Origin of the sequence: Candidatus Poriferisocius sp., from assembly GCF_965219815.1 — a bacterium.
Taxonomy (GTDB): Bacteria; Actinomycetota; Acidimicrobiia; order Acidimicrobiales; family Bin134; genus Poriferisocius.
Genome location: NZ_OZ244791.1, coordinates 3,093,421 through 3,110,777 on the forward strand (window position 1 = coordinate 3,093,421; position 17,357 = coordinate 3,110,777).

The 17,357-nt window shown below is 63.4% G+C and carries 16 protein-coding genes; 6 read left to right on the forward strand and 10 right to left on the reverse strand.

Going from position 1 to position 17,357, the window contains the following annotated elements; all coding sequences use genetic code 11:
• Positions 1–39: 39 nt before the first annotated feature.
• Entirely contained in the window at positions 40–1,242 is a 1,203-nt protein-coding gene (locus ACOQPI_RS14880; RefSeq protein WP_420620403.1) for an acetyl-CoA C-acetyltransferase, read from the forward strand.
• 33 nt (positions 1,243–1,275) lie between these two features.
• Here the strand turns inward: ACOQPI_RS14880 and ACOQPI_RS14885 are convergent, their stop codons facing one another.
• Both ACOQPI_RS14885 and ACOQPI_RS14890 read right to left on the reverse strand, forming a co-directional pair.
• Positions 1,276–2,538, reverse strand: coding sequence for a cytochrome P450 (locus tag ACOQPI_RS14885; RefSeq protein WP_420620404.1), 1,263 nt, complete (start codon positions 2,536–2,538; stop codon positions 1,276–1,278).
• A gap of 38 nt (positions 2,539–2,576) precedes the next feature.
• Positions 2,577–2,786 (reverse strand): Rdx family protein, encoded by a 210-nt coding sequence (locus ACOQPI_RS14890; protein ID WP_420620405.1) that lies wholly within the window; start codon positions 2,784–2,786, stop codon positions 2,577–2,579.
• Positions 2,787–2,914: 128 nt separating this feature from the next.
• On the opposite strand from ACOQPI_RS14890, the gene ACOQPI_RS14895 reads away from it, so the two are divergent.
• Both ACOQPI_RS14895 and ACOQPI_RS14900 read left to right on the forward strand, forming a co-directional pair.
• Entirely contained in the window at positions 2,915–3,532 is a 618-nt protein-coding gene (locus tag ACOQPI_RS14895) for a nitroreductase family protein (RefSeq protein WP_420620406.1), read from the forward strand.
• Positions 3,525–4,376, forward strand: coding sequence for an enoyl-CoA hydratase/isomerase family protein (locus tag ACOQPI_RS14900; protein ID WP_420620407.1), 852 nt, complete (start codon positions 3,525–3,527; stop codon positions 4,374–4,376). The genes ACOQPI_RS14895 and ACOQPI_RS14900 overlap by 8 nt, the downstream gene beginning before the upstream one ends.
• On the opposite strand, the gene ACOQPI_RS14905 is transcribed toward ACOQPI_RS14900, so the two are convergent.
• Positions 4,373–5,197 carry an amidohydrolase family protein gene (locus ACOQPI_RS14905; protein ID WP_420620408.1) on the reverse strand — a complete coding sequence of 275 codons (825 nt, stop codon included), beginning with the start codon at positions 5,195–5,197 and terminating at the stop codon, positions 4,373–4,375. The genes ACOQPI_RS14900 and ACOQPI_RS14905 overlap by 4 nt on opposite strands.
• 14 nt (positions 5,198–5,211) lie before the next feature.
• Here ACOQPI_RS14905 and ACOQPI_RS14910 point away from each other — a divergent pair, with 14 nt between their 5' ends.
• On the forward strand, positions 5,212–6,084 hold the full coding sequence (locus tag ACOQPI_RS14910; protein ID WP_420620409.1) for a crotonase/enoyl-CoA hydratase family protein: 873 nt from the start codon (positions 5,212–5,214) through the stop codon (positions 6,082–6,084).
• A gap of 37 nt (positions 6,085–6,121) precedes the next feature.
• A complete protein-coding gene (locus ACOQPI_RS14915; RefSeq protein WP_420620410.1) occupies positions 6,122–6,589 on the forward strand; it encodes a PPOX class F420-dependent oxidoreductase in 468 nt (155 codons plus the stop codon).
• A gap of 21 nt (positions 6,590–6,610) precedes the next feature.
• On the opposite strand, the gene ACOQPI_RS14920 is transcribed toward ACOQPI_RS14915, so the two are convergent.
• From ACOQPI_RS14920 to ACOQPI_RS14945, 6 genes are all read right to left on the reverse strand, one after another.
• Positions 6,611–7,387, reverse strand: coding sequence for a hypothetical protein (locus ACOQPI_RS14920; RefSeq protein WP_420620411.1), 777 nt, complete (start codon positions 7,385–7,387; stop codon positions 6,611–6,613).
• Between the two features lie 70 nt (positions 7,388–7,457).
• Positions 7,458–9,134: an Eco57I restriction-modification methylase domain-containing protein gene (locus ACOQPI_RS14925; protein ID WP_420620412.1), complete on the reverse strand. Its 1,677-nt coding sequence runs from the start codon at positions 9,132–9,134 to the stop codon at positions 7,458–7,460.
• Between the two features lie 458 nt (positions 9,135–9,592).
• Positions 9,593–10,144: a TIGR02391 family protein gene (locus ACOQPI_RS14930; RefSeq protein WP_420620413.1), complete on the reverse strand. Its 552-nt coding sequence runs from the start codon at positions 10,142–10,144 to the stop codon at positions 9,593–9,595.
• Positions 10,131–10,820, reverse strand: coding sequence for a DUF5343 domain-containing protein (locus ACOQPI_RS14935; RefSeq protein ID WP_420620414.1), 690 nt, complete (start codon positions 10,818–10,820; stop codon positions 10,131–10,133). The genes ACOQPI_RS14930 and ACOQPI_RS14935 overlap by 14 nt, the downstream gene beginning before the upstream one ends.
• A 555-nt stretch (positions 10,821–11,375) precedes the next feature.
• Positions 11,376–12,299, reverse strand: a complete 924-nt coding sequence (locus ACOQPI_RS14940; RefSeq protein WP_420620415.1) for an alpha/beta hydrolase — start codon at positions 12,297–12,299, stop codon at positions 11,376–11,378.
• 41 nt (positions 12,300–12,340) lie between these two features.
• Positions 12,341–13,270, reverse strand: a complete 930-nt coding sequence (locus ACOQPI_RS14945; protein WP_420620416.1) for an alpha/beta hydrolase — start codon at positions 13,268–13,270, stop codon at positions 12,341–12,343.
• A gap of 126 nt (positions 13,271–13,396) precedes the next feature.
• Here ACOQPI_RS14945 and ACOQPI_RS14950 point away from each other — a divergent pair, with 126 nt between their 5' ends.
• Entirely contained in the window at positions 13,397–15,796 is a 2,400-nt protein-coding gene (locus tag ACOQPI_RS14950; protein ID WP_420620417.1) for a CoA transferase, read from the forward strand.
• On the opposite strand, the gene ACOQPI_RS14955 is transcribed toward ACOQPI_RS14950, so the two are convergent.
• Positions 15,793–17,343 (reverse strand): hypothetical protein, encoded by a 1,551-nt coding sequence (locus ACOQPI_RS14955; protein ID WP_420620418.1) that lies wholly within the window; start codon positions 17,341–17,343, stop codon positions 15,793–15,795. The two genes, ACOQPI_RS14950 and ACOQPI_RS14955, sit on opposite strands and share 4 nt — an antisense overlap.
• Between the last annotated feature and the right edge of the window lie 14 nt (positions 17,344–17,357).

The window sequence follows — 17,357 nt, forward strand, 5'->3', positions numbered from 1 at the left end:
CCCCAATCCCAATCGATCAAAAGCAAACCAGGAGCAACCATGCCTGAAGCAGTAATCGTAGCCACCTCCCGCACGCCCATCGGACGAGCAGTCAAGGGATCGCTGGTCGACGTCCGCCCCGACGACATGTCGGCGTTCATCATCGGCGACGTTCTCGGCAAAGTCCCCCAGATCGACGGGGCCGACGTCGAGGACGTGATGTGGGGCTGCGCCCAGCCCGCGGGAGAGGCCGGCTACAACATCGCCCGGCTATCGGGGCTGCTGGCCGGCCTCGACGTGCCCGGCGTGACCGTGAACCGCTACTGCTCCTCGTCGCTTCAGACCATCCGCATGGCGGCCCACGCGGTACGGGCCGGTGAGGGCGACGTGTTCGTGTCCGGCGGGGTGGAGTGTGTGAGCCGCTTCGCGGCTGGCGCCTCCGACCGGGGCGGCAAGAACGACAAGTTCGCCGACGCCGAGGCCCGGTCGGTCGAGCGCAGCGGCGAGGGCACCCCGGTGTGGGAACCCCCCGAGGGCCTGCCCGACATCTACATAGCCATGGGCCAGACCGCCGAGAACGTGGCCCAGACCTGGAACGTGAGCCGAGAGCGCCAAGACGAGTTCGGCGTCAGATCCCAGAACCGGGCCGAGGCCGCCCAGGAGCGGGGCTTCTTCGAGCGGGAGATCACTCCTTATCCCTTGGCCGACGGCACGCTAGTAACCAAGGACGACGGCATCAGGGCCGGCACCGTGATTGAGAAGGTGTCGCAGCTCAATCCGGTGTTCCGGCCCGACGGCACCGTGACGGCCGGCAACGCCTGCCCGCTCAACGACGGGGCCGCCGCGGTAGTGGTGATGAGCGACACCAAGGCCGCCGAGCTGGGTGTCAAGCCGCTGGCCCGAATCGTGGCGTCCGGGGTAGCCGCGGTAAACCCCGAGATCATGGGCCTCGGCCCCATCCCGGCTATCACCCAGGTGCTGGACCGGGCCGGTATGACCATCGATGACGTCGATCTGGTGGAGATCAACGAGGCGTTTGCCGCCCAGGTGATCCCCTCAGCCGACGAGCTGGGCATCGACTACGACAAGCTCAACGTGAACGGCGGAGCCATCGCCTTGGGCCATCCCTTCGGCATGACCGGCGCCCGCATCATGGGCACCCTGTTGAACGGGCTGGAGGATGCCGACAAGACCATCGGTGTCGAGAGCATGTGCGTGGGCGGCGGCCAGGGCATGGCCATGATCGTCGAGCGGCTGAGCTAGCCGCAACACCCATCAGCCGGGCCTGATTGGCCCTCAAGCAAAGGGGTCGGCTGCGTCCGTGCGGGCCCCAGGAGTGAAAGTGACCGGCATCGACACCACGCCGGTCATCAGCAGGTTGCCCGGATAGGGCTTGAACCCGTCGAGGTCGATCTCGTAGTCGCTGATGCGGGCGAGGACGTCTCGCAGCATCAGCTCCGACTCGATGCGGGCGATGGACGAGCCGATGCAGCGGTGGCCTCCCAGCCCGAACGCCAAGTGCTTGTTCACCTCGCGGTCGATGCGCACTTCATCGGGGGCATCGAACATCGCGGGATCGTGGTTGGCCGTCACCCAGCTGATGAAGACGATGTCGCCCCGCTTGATGTGGCGCCCCCCCAACTCCACGTCGCGGGTAGCGGTGCGGGTGAGGGTCTCGCTGGGGCTGTAGTGGCGCAGAAACTCCTCCACCGCAGCCGGGATCAGGCTCGGATCCTCGATTAGCCGGGAGCGGTCCTCGGGATGAGTGCCCAAGTGGTGCAGGCCCCACGACACCAGCGACGTGGTGGTGTCGAGGCCGCCCGCCACCAGATTCCACATAATGGCGGTGATCTCGTCGTCGTCCAGCATCCGGCCATCCAGCGGGGACGACACCAAAGCCGTGGTGAAATCGTCGGCCGGGTTGTCCCGGCGGAACGCGGCGAAGTCGCGCAGCTCCCCCCACATGTCCGGCTGGTGGGCGATTGCGCTTTTGTACCGCTCGTCGGTGGGCTCGTACGACGAGGTGGCGTGGAAGAAGTCGGCGTAGTGCTGCCAGTTGGACGAGACCATGCCCATCATTTCCAGCGTCAGCACGGCGGGCACCGGCGTGGTGTAGTCGAGCACTAAGTCGGCTTCGCCCGACTCGATGATCTCGTCGATGAACCACGCCGACACCGCCTCCATTCGGGGGCGGTTGCTCTCCACCGCATTGATGGTCATGAGGGGGTTCAGCAGGCGCCGCAGATCGGCGTGCTCGGGGCCATCGATCTCGGAGACTCCCTGACGGGGGATGTAGCCCGGGCGGGGCACCCCGCAGATGCCCATGTAGGAGATGCCGTCGGGGGCGTCGGGCTCGTACTTGTGGGCGAACGTCTCGTTGTCGCGGGCTACCTGGGCCACCGACTCGTAATCGGTGACCATCCAGAACCCGCCATAGTGCTCGTTGAACACCACCGGGCAGCGTTCCCGCAGCTCGTCGTAGCGGCTATGGCGCTCGGCAACGAACTCCGGCGTCTGATGATCGATGTCGATCGTGGCATCTGCTGTCTCGGCGTCCACGCCCGCAGCGTAGTGGCCGAGTGCGGCGGCTCCTGCGCCTATGAGCCGTAGACCAGCACTCCTTCGGCATATTGCTCGGCAAAGAGCTTCAGCACCTCGCCGACATCGGCGTGCCGCATGCAGTCGTTTTTGGAAAAGAGCATCTCACCGTTGACTTCAACGTCGAAGATGCCCGATGCACCGGTCACCAGAGTCAGATCCTCGATGATGTGCTGATAGTTCTGAAGCAGATCCTTGGCAGCGCTCACGGCGTGCTCGGAGAAGTCTCAAGGAACTCATTAGGTGATGGTGATGCGGTGCTTCTGCGCCATGGGTGCAGGCTATCGCCGGGCTGACGACAACCCGCACATTTCTGCGACCGCTACTCTCGGAGCCCATGAATCAACCAGCGGCCGAGGTCGGCGTGTTCGAGGCCATGCACACCCAGCGGGCGGTGCGGCGCTATTTGCCCGATCCGGTGCCCGACGAGCTGATCACCCAGGTGCTGGACGCTGCCATCCGGGCACCCAGCGCCATCAACGGGCAGTTTGCCCGATTTGTGGTGGTCACCGACCCCGAAAAGCGCCGCCATTTGGCCGAGCTTTATCTCGACGCCCAGCAGGAGTCTTACAACAACCCGTCGGCGGCGGGCACCGAGTGGCTGCGGGGCCAGGAGGCCGGAGTCGTCGAGAAGGCCGCCCAGTTCGCCCGTGAAGTGGGCAATGTGCCGGTGTTCATCATCGTGTGCTCCACCCAGCGGGGAGTGAGCCACTCGATTTACCCCGCGGTGCAGAACCTATTGGTGGCGGCCCGCAGCCTGGGGTTGGGCACGGTGCTCACCACGCTGCACGCCTTTCGGGCCGATGGGGTTCGGGCCGTGCTGGGCATCCCCGACGACGTCCACATCGTGTGCGGCATCCCGATGGGGTGGCCCGCGGTGCCTTTCGGACCGGTGCGACGACGCCCGTTGTCAGAAGTGGCGTATTGGAACCAGTGGGAGGACCACAGTGAGTGACCAAACAAGTGAGCAGAGTTTTGGCCCGTTCTCTTTGAGAGTTGCCGATGGCGTGGGCTGGGTGGTGATCGACCATCCGCCCAAACAGCTCGTTGACGGCCTCCTGATCGGCGGGCTCATGGGGCTGCTCGACTCGGTTGAGGCTGATGAGCAGGTTCACGTCTTGGTGTTCGAAAGTGCCGACCCCGATTTCTTCTTGATGCACGGCGATGTGGAGCAGATCTTGGCCATGGAGGCGCCCGACGAGATGCCGACCGAGCCCAACTTCGCCTCGGCCACCTTCGACCGCTGCCGGACCATGGGGGTGGCCACCATCGGCATGATCGACGGCATCGCCCGGGGCGGCGGCTCGGAGTTCCTTCTGTCGCTCGACATGCGCTTTGCCGGGCCTCGCACCGTGTTGGGCCAGCCCGAGGTGGCCATGGGCATTATCCCTGGGGCGAGCGGCACCCAACGGCTGGCCCGATTGGTGGGCCGCAGCCGGGCGCTAGAGATCGTCTTGTCGGGCAACGACGTGACCGCCGAGGAGGCCGCCGCCATCGGTTACGTCAACCGGGTGCTGCCCTCCGATGAGCTCCGGGCCCACACTGCCCAAGTGGCCCGTCGCATCGCCGCCTCGCCGAGGTTGTCAATAGCCAAGGCCAAACAGGCCGTAGACGCCGCGTTGGGACCAGTCGAGCCGGGGCTCTTGACCGAAACCCAGGCCATGATGGCCTGCTCAGCCACCGGCCAGCACGTACTGCTGATGCAGCGATTCCTCGACGCCGGCGGCCAAACCCGCGAAACCGAGCGCGACCCCGCTGCAATGGCTGCGGTGATCGACGAGATGCTGGGAATCGACTAGCCCAGTTCCGGCCAAAGGGCCAGAGCGGTGCCTCCCAAGAATTGGGCCTGTTCGCTCTGAGTCATCCCAGCACAGGCCGCTCGGGCCTGATCAGCCAGTTCCCTATAGGGCCGGTCGTGGGTCTGGGAATAGTCCGACCCCCACATGAGCCGGGTCAGGCCGAACTGCTCGGCCAGCCGCTCCAGCATGACGGCCGGGTCGCCCGCATCCAGCACATGAGGAGTCACTTTGAGATAGAGGTTCCCCAGGTGGGCATAGTCGCCGATGGTCTCGGGCGCGAACCCGCAGTGGTCGAGAGACAAGATCACATCAGGATGGGCAGCCAGAGCCTCACCCAGTGCAGGCAGATACTCAGGCACCGTGGCCGCGCTCACCCGCAGGCCGAGTCGTCGCGCAGTGTCCCAAGTGGCCTCATCGTGCAGCGGTCCTCCCCCGCCGATGGCGAAAAACCGCACCCCGCCCGCCCCGGCTGCTGCCAGTCGGTCGAGCTCGGCAGGTTCGTCGACGATCACCACCGCGCTGAACGAACCGGGATAGGCCGCCCGTGCGTCCAGCGCATAGGAGTTGTCCGTGCCGTAGCCACCCTGGGCCTGCACCAGCACCGCCCGGTCCACTCCGGCAGCGGCCATCTCGGCCAACAACTCCTCCGCGGTGACCGGCGCCTCGTACACCCACTCCACCCCCGGATAGTCGGCCACTTGGAGCGGGTACTTCTCAAGGTCGTCCGAGATCACGTGAGTATGAGTGTCCACTACGAGCACCCGGCTAGTTTGCTCGGCAACGCCCCCCGAATGCCGATCCAAATCAAGCGGATTGGCCACAAGAGGAGGACAGGATGACTAACTCACCACAGCAGCACACCTGCTTCGAGATCGATCTTGACGACGGGGTTGCCCACCTGCGGCTCAGCCGGCCCGAGGCCAAGAACTCGATGATTCCGGAGTTCTGGTCCGAGTTGCCCGCCGCGGTGAACGAGCTGTCCGACTCCGGTGACGCCCGGGCACTAGTGATCTCTTCTACTGGACGTCACTTCACCGCGGGCATGGACCTGTCGGTGTTCACCCAACCGGACTCGCTGTTCTCGGGTGGATCTGAATCCAGCGAAGCACCGGAGTTCGGGCGGGTCCGGGCCGAGACCCGCAACTTGGCCCTGACTCTTCAGGACTCGTTCACCTGCCTGGAGAAGGCCCGCATGCCCGTACTGGCTGCGGTGCAGGGCGGCTGCGTTGGTGGAGGGGTGGACATGGTCTGCGCCGCCGACATGCGATATTGCACTGCCGATGCGTTCTTCTGCATCCAAGAGATCAACATCGCCCTGACTGCTGACCTGGGCACCTTGCAACGGCTGCCCCGGATCATCCCCGACGGACTCACCCGTGAGCTGGCCTATACCGGACGCCGACTCACCGCCGATGAAGCAGCGGCCGCCGGACTAGTCAACCAGGTCTTCGATGATCAAGATGCCATGCTGGAAGGCGTGCTCGGAATTGCCCAGGAGATCGCGGCGCGCTCGCCGCTGGCCATCTGGGGCTCCAAGGAAATGCTCAACTACACCCGCGACCACAGCGTGGCCGACGGCCTCAACTACGTCGCCACCTGGCAATCGGGCATGTTCCACCCCGATGACATGGCCGAGGTGTTTACCGCCCGAGCCGAGGGCCGCGACCCGGTCTTCCAAAACCTCCTCCCCATCAGACGCACGCTGTAGTTCAGGACCATTGGCAATAGGCAGCTAGGTTCAACCCATGGCTTCGATTGCTACCGACCGCTACGTCGACCGGGCTGAGATGGAGGACTTCGTCCGCCCCCGCCACCGGGGCGTGCTCCTCACCACCCGCCGGGACGGGCGACCCCAGAGCTCGCTGGTGACAATGGGCCTCGACACCAGCGGCCGGGTGGTGGTGTCCAGCTACCCCGAACGGGCCAAGTCGATCAACGCCAAGCGCAACCCTGCGGCCTCAGTGGTGGTGATGTCAGACGAGTTCGGCGGCGAGTGGATCCAGCTCGACGGCACGGCTGAATGCCTTGACATGCCCGAAGCCCTCAACGGCCTAGTCGAGTACTTCCGAGTCATCTCCGGCGAACACCCCGACTGGGACGAGTACCGCCAAGCCATGGCCCACCAAGGCAAATGCTTAATCCGCCTCACCATTGACCAGTGGGGCCCCATCTCCAAAGGCGGCTTCCCCGCCCGCCTAGTCCAAGGCGACTGAAAGAGCACGTCGTGAACTACCTCATATCATCGCCTGCAGGTCGACGCAGGCCTTGTACAAGACCCGTTCGAGTTGCAGGTCTGGTGGGACGCCGTCGCGTTGCCGATAATCGGTGAACGAGTCGTCGACGGGCTCGAAGCAGTAGAGGCCGACGGCATCGAGGACTTGCTGTGCTGTTGAGGCCCATTTGAGGGTCCTCTCGAAATCGCTGTCGTTGATGACCCGTACTGCGATGAAGAAGTAGATCTTCGGTTCGACCGAGCGGAGCCAGGTGGTCAGATCTCCTCCGCCGGGCCCTCCTGTGCGGGGCGCTGTGCCGGTCATCGTTTGGCGTCTGCTGAACTCGCCTTTCAGGTCGATGCACTTGAAAGCCAGTTCCTTGACCCGTTTATCGATGTCGGCTGATCCAGGCCGCCCACCTTCTTTCTGCCTCGGTGAATTGATGTGCTTGGGTGTTCCCATCATTTTCGCCTCGAGCATGAACTGGAGGTCGCCTTCTGCCGGGAAGACGCAGTCGAGGTTGTGTACGGGCACGATAAGCCCGGGAACTGGACGACGAGATGTCAAGAGCTCGACACCGGAGCACTGCTTGAGGAGGAGAACGAGCAGATCGTTGAAGAAGTCGCCTTTACCGTTTTGGAGATCGGCTCCCAATTCAGACTTCTCGTCGTCGGTCATGTCAGCGCCAACCGACGCGGCGATGGAAGCGTCGAATTGGGACATCGCAAGAAGGAACGCCTGTTCAACTTGATTCCAGCTTGTGTGCCCTTCAGCCTCGGCGGTGGCGTACACGTCCATGAAAGGGACGCACCGTTGGCTCGTAGCCCATCGAGCATTGGTTGGAGCGGGCATCTACTGACTCTTCCTGTCAACTCCTGCTCAATTGAATGCCACCACGAGAACGCCCGCCAACCTGGTCAAAGTCGCTGGTCACCCCATAGGCCTCTGCCGCAGCTTCAGTCGCGGCACGACGATCCCGCTCTTTGAAGGCATTTCGCAGGTGCTCCTGTAGCTCCGTGCTGACGGCATTGGGGTCGGGTACTCGAATCTTGCGCAAATACTGTGCCTGGAATCGGTAGGTGCCACCTCGCATCTTGACGCAGTAGGCACCGACAAAGAGGTTGGCGATGTCGGACAGCAGAAGGCCGCCAAGCACTTCAAGATCCCATGAATCGGATACCACGTAGTAGAGGTTGTGGTGGGGGTAGAAGCCACCAGGATCCAGAACGGGGTGTGAGAGTGCCTTGATGTCCGGAAGCAGCAGCTTGGGCCGGTCAATCAGTTCAGGAGCAACCCGGTCGATGGTCCGATACCAGGCTTTCGGCTGCCTCCGGGCGACATGACGTGATCGAAGCAGCTTGCTGTTCTGCTCGAAGTGGCCCGCCAGTCCTGGGTAGTCGCGCAGGTCCACGAGCCCATCCTCATCCCAGGGGTTGATCAGGTACTTGCCCGACCATTCAGGATGACCTGTCGCAATATCGCCTGCGGTTAGGAGCGGGAGCAGACGATCGGGCTCCACCCCCTCGGCTTTAGCCCGGATATAGACCTCGTCGCATCCCGTAGCAACACCGATGCCAACACGTGTCCCTGTCCGAGAATCTTCAAGTGGGACAAACCGGGATTCGAGATCGGCCAACAACTCAAGCGTCTTGGGGGATCCTGCTGGCCATAAATCTGGACCCTCAAACCACCTTGTCAACTCGCCTGCCTCAAAACCCCTAGAAGCAGACATGGGCTGCTGTGAATCACATGGCCAATCGAGCACCAAGGAGGCCTCGTGCTGATCGAAGGAAGCGTTGGCATCCACTACCCGTACAGAACCCTGGACGCCATTCCGAAGGATGGTTATGGCCGGGTACGCCGACACCTCCTCTTCGAACGCGTCGACATCATGCATGACCATGACCGTGTCAACGGCATAGCAACTCGACACCAACTTGCGGAGGTGCGCGCCGTACTGGTTCCGCATCCATCGGTCTGCGCAGATATAGGCCAGCCGGCCCTCAGGACCAAGCAAAGACAAGCCCTTCTCAAAGAACCCGATGTAGATGTCTGCTCGCCCTCGCATGGTTGGCCACATGGATCGGTAAGCATCGCTGACTTCCCTGGGGACATCCTCAAGACGGACATACGGCGGATTCCCCACCACAAAGTCAGCTGGTCGTACTGGCTCTTCGCTCAGCAGGAAATCGCTCGTTGTGACCCACCGCTCAGCAAGATGCTCTGCGCTCTCCAGGGTCTCGCCCAGATCGAGAAGTTTGGCCACAACAGCCTTCCGAGCAATCTCAGCATTGTGTTCAAGCAAGTCGAAGCCTGCGATTGCATTCCCCTGCTCCGACAGTGGACGCCCAAAACTCGAGCATGACTCCGCGAGCCTCTCGACAATTGGAAGAAGAAACGCCCCGCACCCGCACGATGGCTCCACGATTACCTTTGCCCCCAGGTCGGCCCCGGGCGTGTAGCCGATGAGATCGAGCATCAGATCAACTACCCACCGCCGCGTGAAAACTTCGCCGTACTCACCTTGAGAGCCAGCATCGACCACCGGTCGACGAGAATCCAAGAGCGGCAACTGCCGAGTGCCACTCACGCGGAACCCCCTATGCAGCGCAAACTACACGGCTGGAATCTCATATCAGTACATTAGCGACACGCAGTGACAGCTACGTGCAGGTCGGGCACTTCCGAAGGCAGAATCTCCAGCTAACATTGGACTGGGTCGGCTTCAGCCGGTCCCTTTCAAGTGACCGTGTGGCCATTGCTCTCGGCCTGACCAACCGTGCATCTCTGTAGGCCTGGAACTTGGGGATGGGCCGTTGTCATGGATCACCTAGGCAGATATTCAACGAACAAGTCCAGCCCCGAGGAGAGTCCCCCCGGGACTACGCGATGGCTAGTCCCATCGACCCCCTTCGTGCCCCAAATCGCGCTCCACCAGAGAAGGCATTCCTCTACGCACCCGACGACGACCGCTGAATTTCGCTTCTAGGGACCAGCGCAGGTTCACGCACTGGCTTGACTACTCGATCTAGATGCCGCTGAGCGCGCGATCCTCACCAAATGGTTCGCAAGTCCCAAGAGTTCCAGTGCGGTCTCGGGATCGTCCAAGTATCGGTGTTCATGAGCTCTAGGGTTGCGAATCCCCGTCATCACCGCACCGAACATGTCCATATAGCCGCGCTGCTGGTCTTTCTCTGATTGGGTCCTCAGGTTGTTCAGCCTCAACACCGGGTTCTTCGGCGAGAATGCTCTTTGCATGAGCGGCACTCCGTCGAGTTCACTCAGGCCGGTCAGGTCTTTCACGATGTTGTTCAAGCACTTGTAGGCCTCTTCAACCGCCAGTGCGTAATAGCCATCAAGGAACAACTGACGGCTTGTGAGTCTGAGCGCGTCATCGTCGACGACTTGATCAAATGTCGGTGAATCAAAACCATCTGCTTGTAGGAAAATGGGGGGGTCGGATAGACCAAGCGCCTCTGCGTCTGCGGCAATTGCCTTAACTGTTGACAGGCCACGAAGGCATAGATCCCCCGCTCTATCCCTAGTCGCCGCCATAGAGATGCTCGGCCATGCTCTTGAAGATCTGATCTATCTGACTCGGAGACGCGTCTGATGAGATGTGGATCTGCAAGTTGATGTTCAAGTCCGGCTCAACACGGGCGCGGCCGTTGTTCCCCACGCTCTTATCAGGCTTTCTGCTCTCTCTCGATCTTGAACCCGAAGGTGCTTTCTTGGATTCCACCTTCGTTCTCGGTGCCGCCGTTGTAGAGCCGTTGGTTTGCCCTCCTTCAGGACCTCCGTCGCATAACAGCGCATACAGGGCTGCCATCTTCGACGCGGCATTCTGGCCCGCACCGGTATTGCGGCTAAACCAGCTCATCACGCCAACTTGATTTTGTGATGGATCAGGAAAAGCTGAACGCAGGGAATCAGGGTAGACCTCCGCGAGTGTCTCGTCGCAGATCTTCTTGTACGACTCGTCCTGTCGCCAATCCAGAGCCCGTTCAGTCGTTCGTCCTTCATCGTCAATGAGGCCCAAGGCTCTGAGAGGGCCGATCAGATTCCCCGCTGAACCTGCGGATGTCAGACCTAGGACAGACTGCAGATAGTCAGCGTCGACTTTGCTCGGCATGGTTTTCTTGAACTGATCGCGTAGAACCCACCAGTTTTTCGCCGGAAGCCGGGGGTACGTGCGCTTGTCTCCATCATCTGCCATGGCTGCCTCCTTCATTTGATGGCGCCCTGCTGTCAATTGCCCATAGCAGAGAAGAGGATACGAGCACGAATTGGAAATTTCAACCAGATAATTTTTCCTGTGTAATTCTACACTCCCCCTACTGGCAACCCCAGTAGCCATTGGGTCTGTTACCTGGGCATTTGTCAGTCAGGTCGCGTTGCCAGGATCTTGATTTTAGAGATTGGCCAGCCGATTGCAGAGGATCTAGTGGCTCGCTCGCTGGGCAAGAGTCCAGCAGCCTCTGACCCCGGCCCCAGTCAGTGAGGCCGCCTCAGATGTAAAGGCCCCGTTAGCCAGCAAGCTCGTCTTGAAAGTCGTCAAGCCCTTATCCCCTGGACCTGGCAACCTCTTCTGTTGGCCAAAGAACCAGAGGCAACTTGCGTTTCGGACGACAGTCGCATGATTGCCTTAAGCCATGAGGCATGGGAAGAACTTGGGGACCGTCTTGATGGTCTGCCAGCACCAAATGTGAAAATCGCCGATCTACTGAGGCAGCCCTCGATTCTCGAAACCGATTGAGTCTCAGTCGGACACAACCTGAACAATGGGTCAGCCAAGACGCTCCAATTGTCTCCGGAGCCAGTCTTCTCGGTGGGTGGCGTAGCGGTGGGCTATGGCGGTTTGGGGGAAGAGGCCTACTCCGTGGGGGGCGCCGGGGTAGACGTGGAGTTCGGTGGGCACGCCGGCGCCGTAGAGGCGCATGGCGTAGATGATGTTCTCGTCGCGGAAGCCGTCGGCGCCGCCCACGCAGACGTAGGCCTCGGGGAGGCCGGATAGGTCCTCGGCTCGGGCGGCGGCTGCGGTATAGGGGACGTTATCGGTTCCGTAGAGATCGCCGAGGTAGCTCTGCCAGCCGAATGCGTTCGATGCTTTGTTCCAGATCACCAGGTTTTCATCCTGGCTGGACGGGGTGATCTGGCGATCGTCGAGCATCGGGCAATCCAAGAGCTGGAACTGCAACGGCACCTCGCCCCGGTCCCGGGCCAGCAACGCCAGCGCCGCGCACAAGCCTCCCCCGGCGCTGACCCCGGTGATGCCGATCTTGTCGGGGTCGATGCCCAACTCCGCCGCGTTGTCAAACATCCACTTCAGGCCCGCGTAGCAATCCTCCAGCGGACCGGGATACGGCGTCTCCGGGGCCAGTCGATACTCAACCGACACGCCGACAACCCCGAACTGCGGACACCACCGGTCGAACTTGGCGTCGTCCATGTCGTAGGTGCCCCGGATGTAGCCCCCGCCGTGGATCGAGTACACGCACGGCACTGCACCCTCCAGCCCCACCGGCCGGTGGACCCGCACCACCACTCCATTGGCCTCATCCACCACATGATCCGACCGCTCCACCGCATCGCTCAGCGCGGGAAACTGAACTGGCAGTGTTGCCCGAACTTCGGGCAACAGCACAGCACTGAGATCACGAGTCGGCACCGTGTGCTTGAGCCGTTCGATCTCCTCGTCCAGTAAGACCATCGCAGTACCAGCTTCTCGAGAGCTGTTGAGTGAAAGAACCCTTACCCCAGCCGCTCCAGTTGGCGGCGGAGCCAGTCTTCCTGGTCGGCGGAATAGCGCTGGGCCACTTGGAGGTGGGCGAACAGGGCGACGCCGTGGGGGGCGCCGGGGTAGACGTGGAGCTCAGTGGGCACTCCGGCGCCGTAGAGGCGCATGGCATAGGTGATGTCCTCGTCGCGGAAACCATCGGCACCGCCGATGCAAACGTAGGCGTCGGGCAAGCCTGACAAATCCTCAGCCCGGGAAGGGGCCGCGGTGTAGGGCACATCGTCTGACCCATAGAGATCGCCGAGATAGCACTGCCAGCCGAAGGCATTCGACTCCCTGCTCCAAACCAGTAGCTCGTCGAGTTGGCTCGACGGAGTGATCTGGCGGTCATCGATCATCGGGCAGTCCAGCAATTGGAATTGCAGCGGCACCTCGCCCCGGTCCCGGGCCAACAGCGCCAGCGCGGCGCACAGCCCTCCCCCGGCGCTGACCCCGGTGATGCCGATCTTGTTGCGATCAATGCCGATCTCCGCCGCATTGTCATACGTCCACCTCAAGCCGGCATAGCAATCCTCCAGCGGACCGGGATACGGCGTCTCCGGGGCCAGCCGGTATTCCACCGACACCCCGACAATCCCGTACTCAGGACACCACCGGTCGAATTTGGCGTCGTCCATCTCGTAGCTGCCCAGGATGTATCCCCCGCCGTGAATCGAATACACGCATGGCAGATCGCCCTCTGCGCCCGCTGAGCGATGCACCCGCACCACCACCCCATTGGCCTCATCCACCACATGGTCGGTGCGCTCGACTACATCGCTTAGTTCGGGAAGCTCTCCTAGACGCCCAGCCCGCAACTCGGGCAGATTCTCCGCATTGATGACAGCAAACGGCACCATCTCCTTGATCGGCTCGATCTCCTCGTGCAGCGACACCGTGGCCATTACGGCTCCTTCCCTCGACCCGGATGGCTCAGGGCCGAATCGCAGTTCAATTCAACGAGCACGAATACTAGGTCGCAGACGGTCTGGCAGCGCCCAACGCGCTGGCATGGGTACCCCAGGTCGTTGATGAGTAATCTGCCGGGCGATGTCTTGTGCCGACGGCTCCAGCTCTCAATGATCCTCCAGCACCTCCGGGTCTTCGAGACAGGAGGCGGCATATCTGCCTCCTACGCAGGCAAGCTCCTCGCCGACGCCGGGGCCGAAGTCATCAAGATCGAGCCCCCCGGCGGCGAGCCCCTGCGCCGGTGGTCGGCGTCGGGCGCTGAATTGGGCGACAAGGACGGGCCGCTGTTCCAGTTCCTGAATACCTCCAAGCGCTCGGTGATCGGCGATCCCAGCGACCCGGAAGTCGCTGATCTGCTGGCCAGCGGCGACATCCTCATCGACTCCACCGACCAAGGACTGCCACCTGCGGTCATCGACGCCGCCCGCCAGGCCAACCCGGCTCTGGTACTGGTATCCATCTCCCCGTGGGGGCGCACCGGGCCCTATGCCCACCGTCCGGCCACCGAGTTCACCCTCCAGGCTGAATGCGGCGGCATCGGTAAGCGAGGCAACCCCGAGCGGCCGCCGGTGCAGGCCGGCGGCGTCATCGGCGAGTGGACCGCGGCCATCTATGCCGGAGTGGGGGCGCTGGCCGCGGCCCGGGCCGCCGGGCGCAGCGGTCGAGGCGACCATGTGGACGTGTCCATGTTCGAGACGATGGTCATGACCATGAACACGTACGCTTGGATCAACGCCGAGTTCACCGGCGACACCAACCCTCAGCGACCGGGCCGCAACGTGGAGCTGCCCTCTATCGAACCAACCGCCGACGGTCACGTGGGCTTTTGCACGGTGGCCCGCCAACAGTTCCTGGACTTCCTGGTGATGATCGGCCGCTCCGATTGGCTGGAGGACGAGGAAATGTGCGGCTATGGCGGCCGCTGGAAGCGACGGGATGAGTTCCGAGCCGCCATGCACGCCTGGACCACCCAGCGGACCACCGCCGAGGTGATCGCCGAAGCCTCGGCCCGTCGCATTCCGGTGGCTCCTATCGGGACCGGAGCCACCGTGCCCACTCTGGAGGCATTCTCCGGGCGGGACGCCTTCACCACCAACCCCTCAGGCGGCTTCACCCAGCCCGCCATCCCCTACCAGCTGCACGGAGCTGACACCCGCCCATTCGAGCCGGTCCCCGCGGCGGGTGAGCACACCGGCCAGATCGAAGCCCACACTCCCCAGTCCAACCGAGGCGAACCCGCCGCACTCCCCCTGGCCGGGGTGCGGGTGATCGACTTCACCGCCTGGTGGGCCGGGCCCATTGCCAGCCACTCGCTGGCCCTGCTCGGTGCCGACGTGGTCAAGGTCGAGTCCATCCAGCGAGCCGACGGCATGCGCTTCGCCTCCGCCCACCCTCCGTCGGTGGACCAGTGGTGGGAATGGGGCATGGTCTTCCACGGGGCCAACACCAACAAGCGAGGCGTCACCCTAGACCTCCGCTCTCCCGAGGGGGTGGCCATCGCCGAGCAGCTCATCGCCGACGCCGATGTGGTGATCGAGAACTTCACCCCCAGGGTGATGGACGGCTTCGGCCTCACCTGGGAACGGCTGTCGGCCCTCAACCCCAGGCTGATCATGACCCGCATGCCCGCTTTCGGCCTCAGCGGCGCCTGGCGCGACAACACCGGCTTCGCCCAGACCATGGAACAGCTCACCGGGATGGCCAACATCACCGGCTACCCCGACGAGGATCCCCAGATTCCCCGGGGGCCGTGCGACCCGCTGGCCGGCATGCACGCGGTGTTCGCCACCCTCACCGCCCTCGAGGAGCGAGATCGCACCGGCCAGGGCCGGCTGGTTGAGGTAACCATGGTGGCCGCCGCCCTCAACGCCGCCGCCGAACAGCTCGTGGAGTACCCGGCACTGGGCCGCCAATTGCCCCGGGAGGGCAACCGAGGACCGCGGGCTGCCCCCCAGGGGGTGTACCCCGCGGCCGGATTCGAGCGCTGGGTGGCTATCGCGGTGGCCAACGACCACCAGTGGGAGGCCCTCTGCGGCCTGCTCGACCGCCCCGACTGGGCCGACTACGACACCGCCGACAAGCGACGGGCCGTGGCCGACTCCATCGATGCCGGGATAGCAGAATGGGTGGCCCCCCAGACCGACGCCGACGCCGTGGAGCAGCTGCTCGCGGCCGGGATCCCGGCCAGCGTGGTGGTGCTCGGAGCCGAGATAGGCGGCCACCCCCAGCTTCTGGCCCGTCCGTTCATCGAGTCGATCAACCACCCGGTGTGTGGCGAGGTCCCCTGCGCCAGCCTCCCGTTCCGCTTCGAATCATCACCCGACCCCTGGACCAAGACTCCAGCTCCCACCCTGGGCCAGCACAACCACGAGGTGCTCGGCGGCGAACTTGGCCTATCCGATCAGGATCTGGCCGAATTGGAGGACAAAGGCGTCATCGGCGCCCGCCCCTCCGGGCTCTAGCCAGCACCGGCCGAATCAGGTCGACTGGGGTCGATGCCCAGGGTGGCCGATTCGACGAGTTCCACCAGATTGTCGGGGTCGCAGTCCATGGTGCCCTGGGTGGCGGGGTGGCGGCGGATCCAACCGCTGGGGGTGGGGCTCATCAGCAGGAAGCACGACGACGGGATTCCCTCGGCGGGGTTGGTCGGACCGTGCAGGCCCCGACCATCCCATTCGGTGATTGTGCGCGCCGACTCGATGACCTGTTCTCGGCTCAGCCCCCCTCCACTGGTGAACATCGCCCGATTGACCGCTTCCTCGAACAGCAGCGCCGATGCCCAACTCGACAGGCCGATCAAGTCCACTTCGGCCTCTTCGTCTACTTCTTCCCTCAAGAAGAGCACGTATCTCACCAATTCGACGTTGTCGCCCGGTTCCTCAAAGGGCAGCATCCCGATGCTCACCCAGAGGTCCGATCCCAATTCGGCCACTTCGCCTACCCAGCTCTGGGTGTAGCAGTCTGCGCCGCAGAGGACGAAGGTCAGCCCGTCCGCGGGCTCCTCTTCAACTGCTCCCTCATCTTGGGTATCGTCAGCGGGCTCTTGCTCAGTGCCTACCCCGTCCGTCCCTGAAGAGGCCTCGTCAGGCACCGCGGTGGGATCCTCCACAGGCTCTGGGAACTCAAAGGTCGGCAGTTGGGCGAATAGGTTGGCTCGGGCTTCGAGCAACTCCATCAGCCGACGGCTGTCCGCCGACCAGGTGATTCCCAGAACTCCGGCTTCCAGCATGGCGGAGACCATCGCGTCGTAGTCTTCGCCGGTCACCTCGGCGGTCGCCTCAAAGGCGAAGTTGAATCCTCCCGCAGTGGCGGCCTCAATATCCCGTTGCGCCTGGTAGAAGGCCACCGGAAGGTCCAGCACCACCGTACCCACTGCCCCCGCGGCCAGCGGAAGACGCTCGCTCAAGTACTGGGCCGGGCCGGCCTGCCCCACAGTGTTGGAGGTTGGATTGGAGACGAACGTAACTGGCGACGCCCGCCGGTCTGGGCTCAGAGCAGCGGCCGGGAAATCGGGCAGGCGGCAGGACTCATCATTCAAGATGTCAACCCCGTCGCCGTCGAACAACGCGTACGACCCCACCAGGGCGAAGATGTCGCTCTCGCAGGCCTCCTGAATGGCGGCCCGGTGGTCGTACACGTTGGCGTCGAAGAGCACAACCTCCACATCCCGCCCGCCGAGACCGCCGGTGCTGTTCACCGCTTGGGCCCAGGCCCGCATCGCCAGCCACGCCGACTCGCTGCCGTTGGTCACCGCGTTGCCTGAACTGGCTTCGGCGATCACTCCGATCCGGATCACCTCATCGCTGACCCCGGTGCGTGTCGGTGGAACTGTCGGCCCCGGGACCACCGTGTCCACGGCCTGCGGAGTGGGGGTAGGGGTGGCCAATTCAGGCGATGACACCACCGGCCCCCGCAGATCCGGGGTCTTGCAGCCCGCGACCACCAAGGCCAGCGCCACCGTCAGCGCGACGGACGCGGTTGCAATCTTGAAGAAGCGGGCGAGCCGCACCCCTTTATCGTCGC

Coding starts and splice junctions, on each gene's coding strand:
- ACOQPI_RS14880 (WP_420620403.1), top strand. CDS start 40: ATGCCTGAAGCAGTAATCGTAGCCACCTCCCGCACGCCCATCGGACGA.
- ACOQPI_RS14920 (WP_420620411.1), bottom strand. CDS start 7,387: ATGGACGTGTACGCCACCGCCGAGGCTGAAGGGCACACAAGCTGGAAT.
- ACOQPI_RS14895 (WP_420620406.1), top strand. CDS start 2,915: ATGAATCAACCAGCGGCCGAGGTCGGCGTGTTCGAGGCCATGCACACC.
- ACOQPI_RS14945 (WP_420620416.1), bottom strand. CDS start 13,270: ATGGCCACGGTGTCGCTGCACGAGGAGATCGAGCCGATCAAGGAGATG.
- ACOQPI_RS14910 (WP_420620409.1), top strand. CDS start 5,212: ATGACTAACTCACCACAGCAGCACACCTGCTTCGAGATCGATCTTGAC.
- ACOQPI_RS14950 (WP_420620417.1), top strand. CDS start 13,397: ATGAGTAATCTGCCGGGCGATGTCTTGTGCCGACGGCTCCAGCTCTCA.
- ACOQPI_RS14915 (WP_420620410.1), top strand. CDS start 6,122: ATGGCTTCGATTGCTACCGACCGCTACGTCGACCGGGCTGAGATGGAG.
- ACOQPI_RS14930 (WP_420620413.1), bottom strand. CDS start 10,144: ATGGCGGCGACTAGGGATAGAGCGGGGGATCTATGCCTTCGTGGCCTG.
- ACOQPI_RS14935 (WP_420620414.1), bottom strand. CDS start 10,820: ATGAAGGAGGCAGCCATGGCAGATGATGGAGACAAGCGCACGTACCCC.
- ACOQPI_RS14940 (WP_420620415.1), bottom strand. CDS start 12,299: ATGGTCTTACTGGACGAGGAGATCGAACGGCTCAAGCACACGGTGCCG.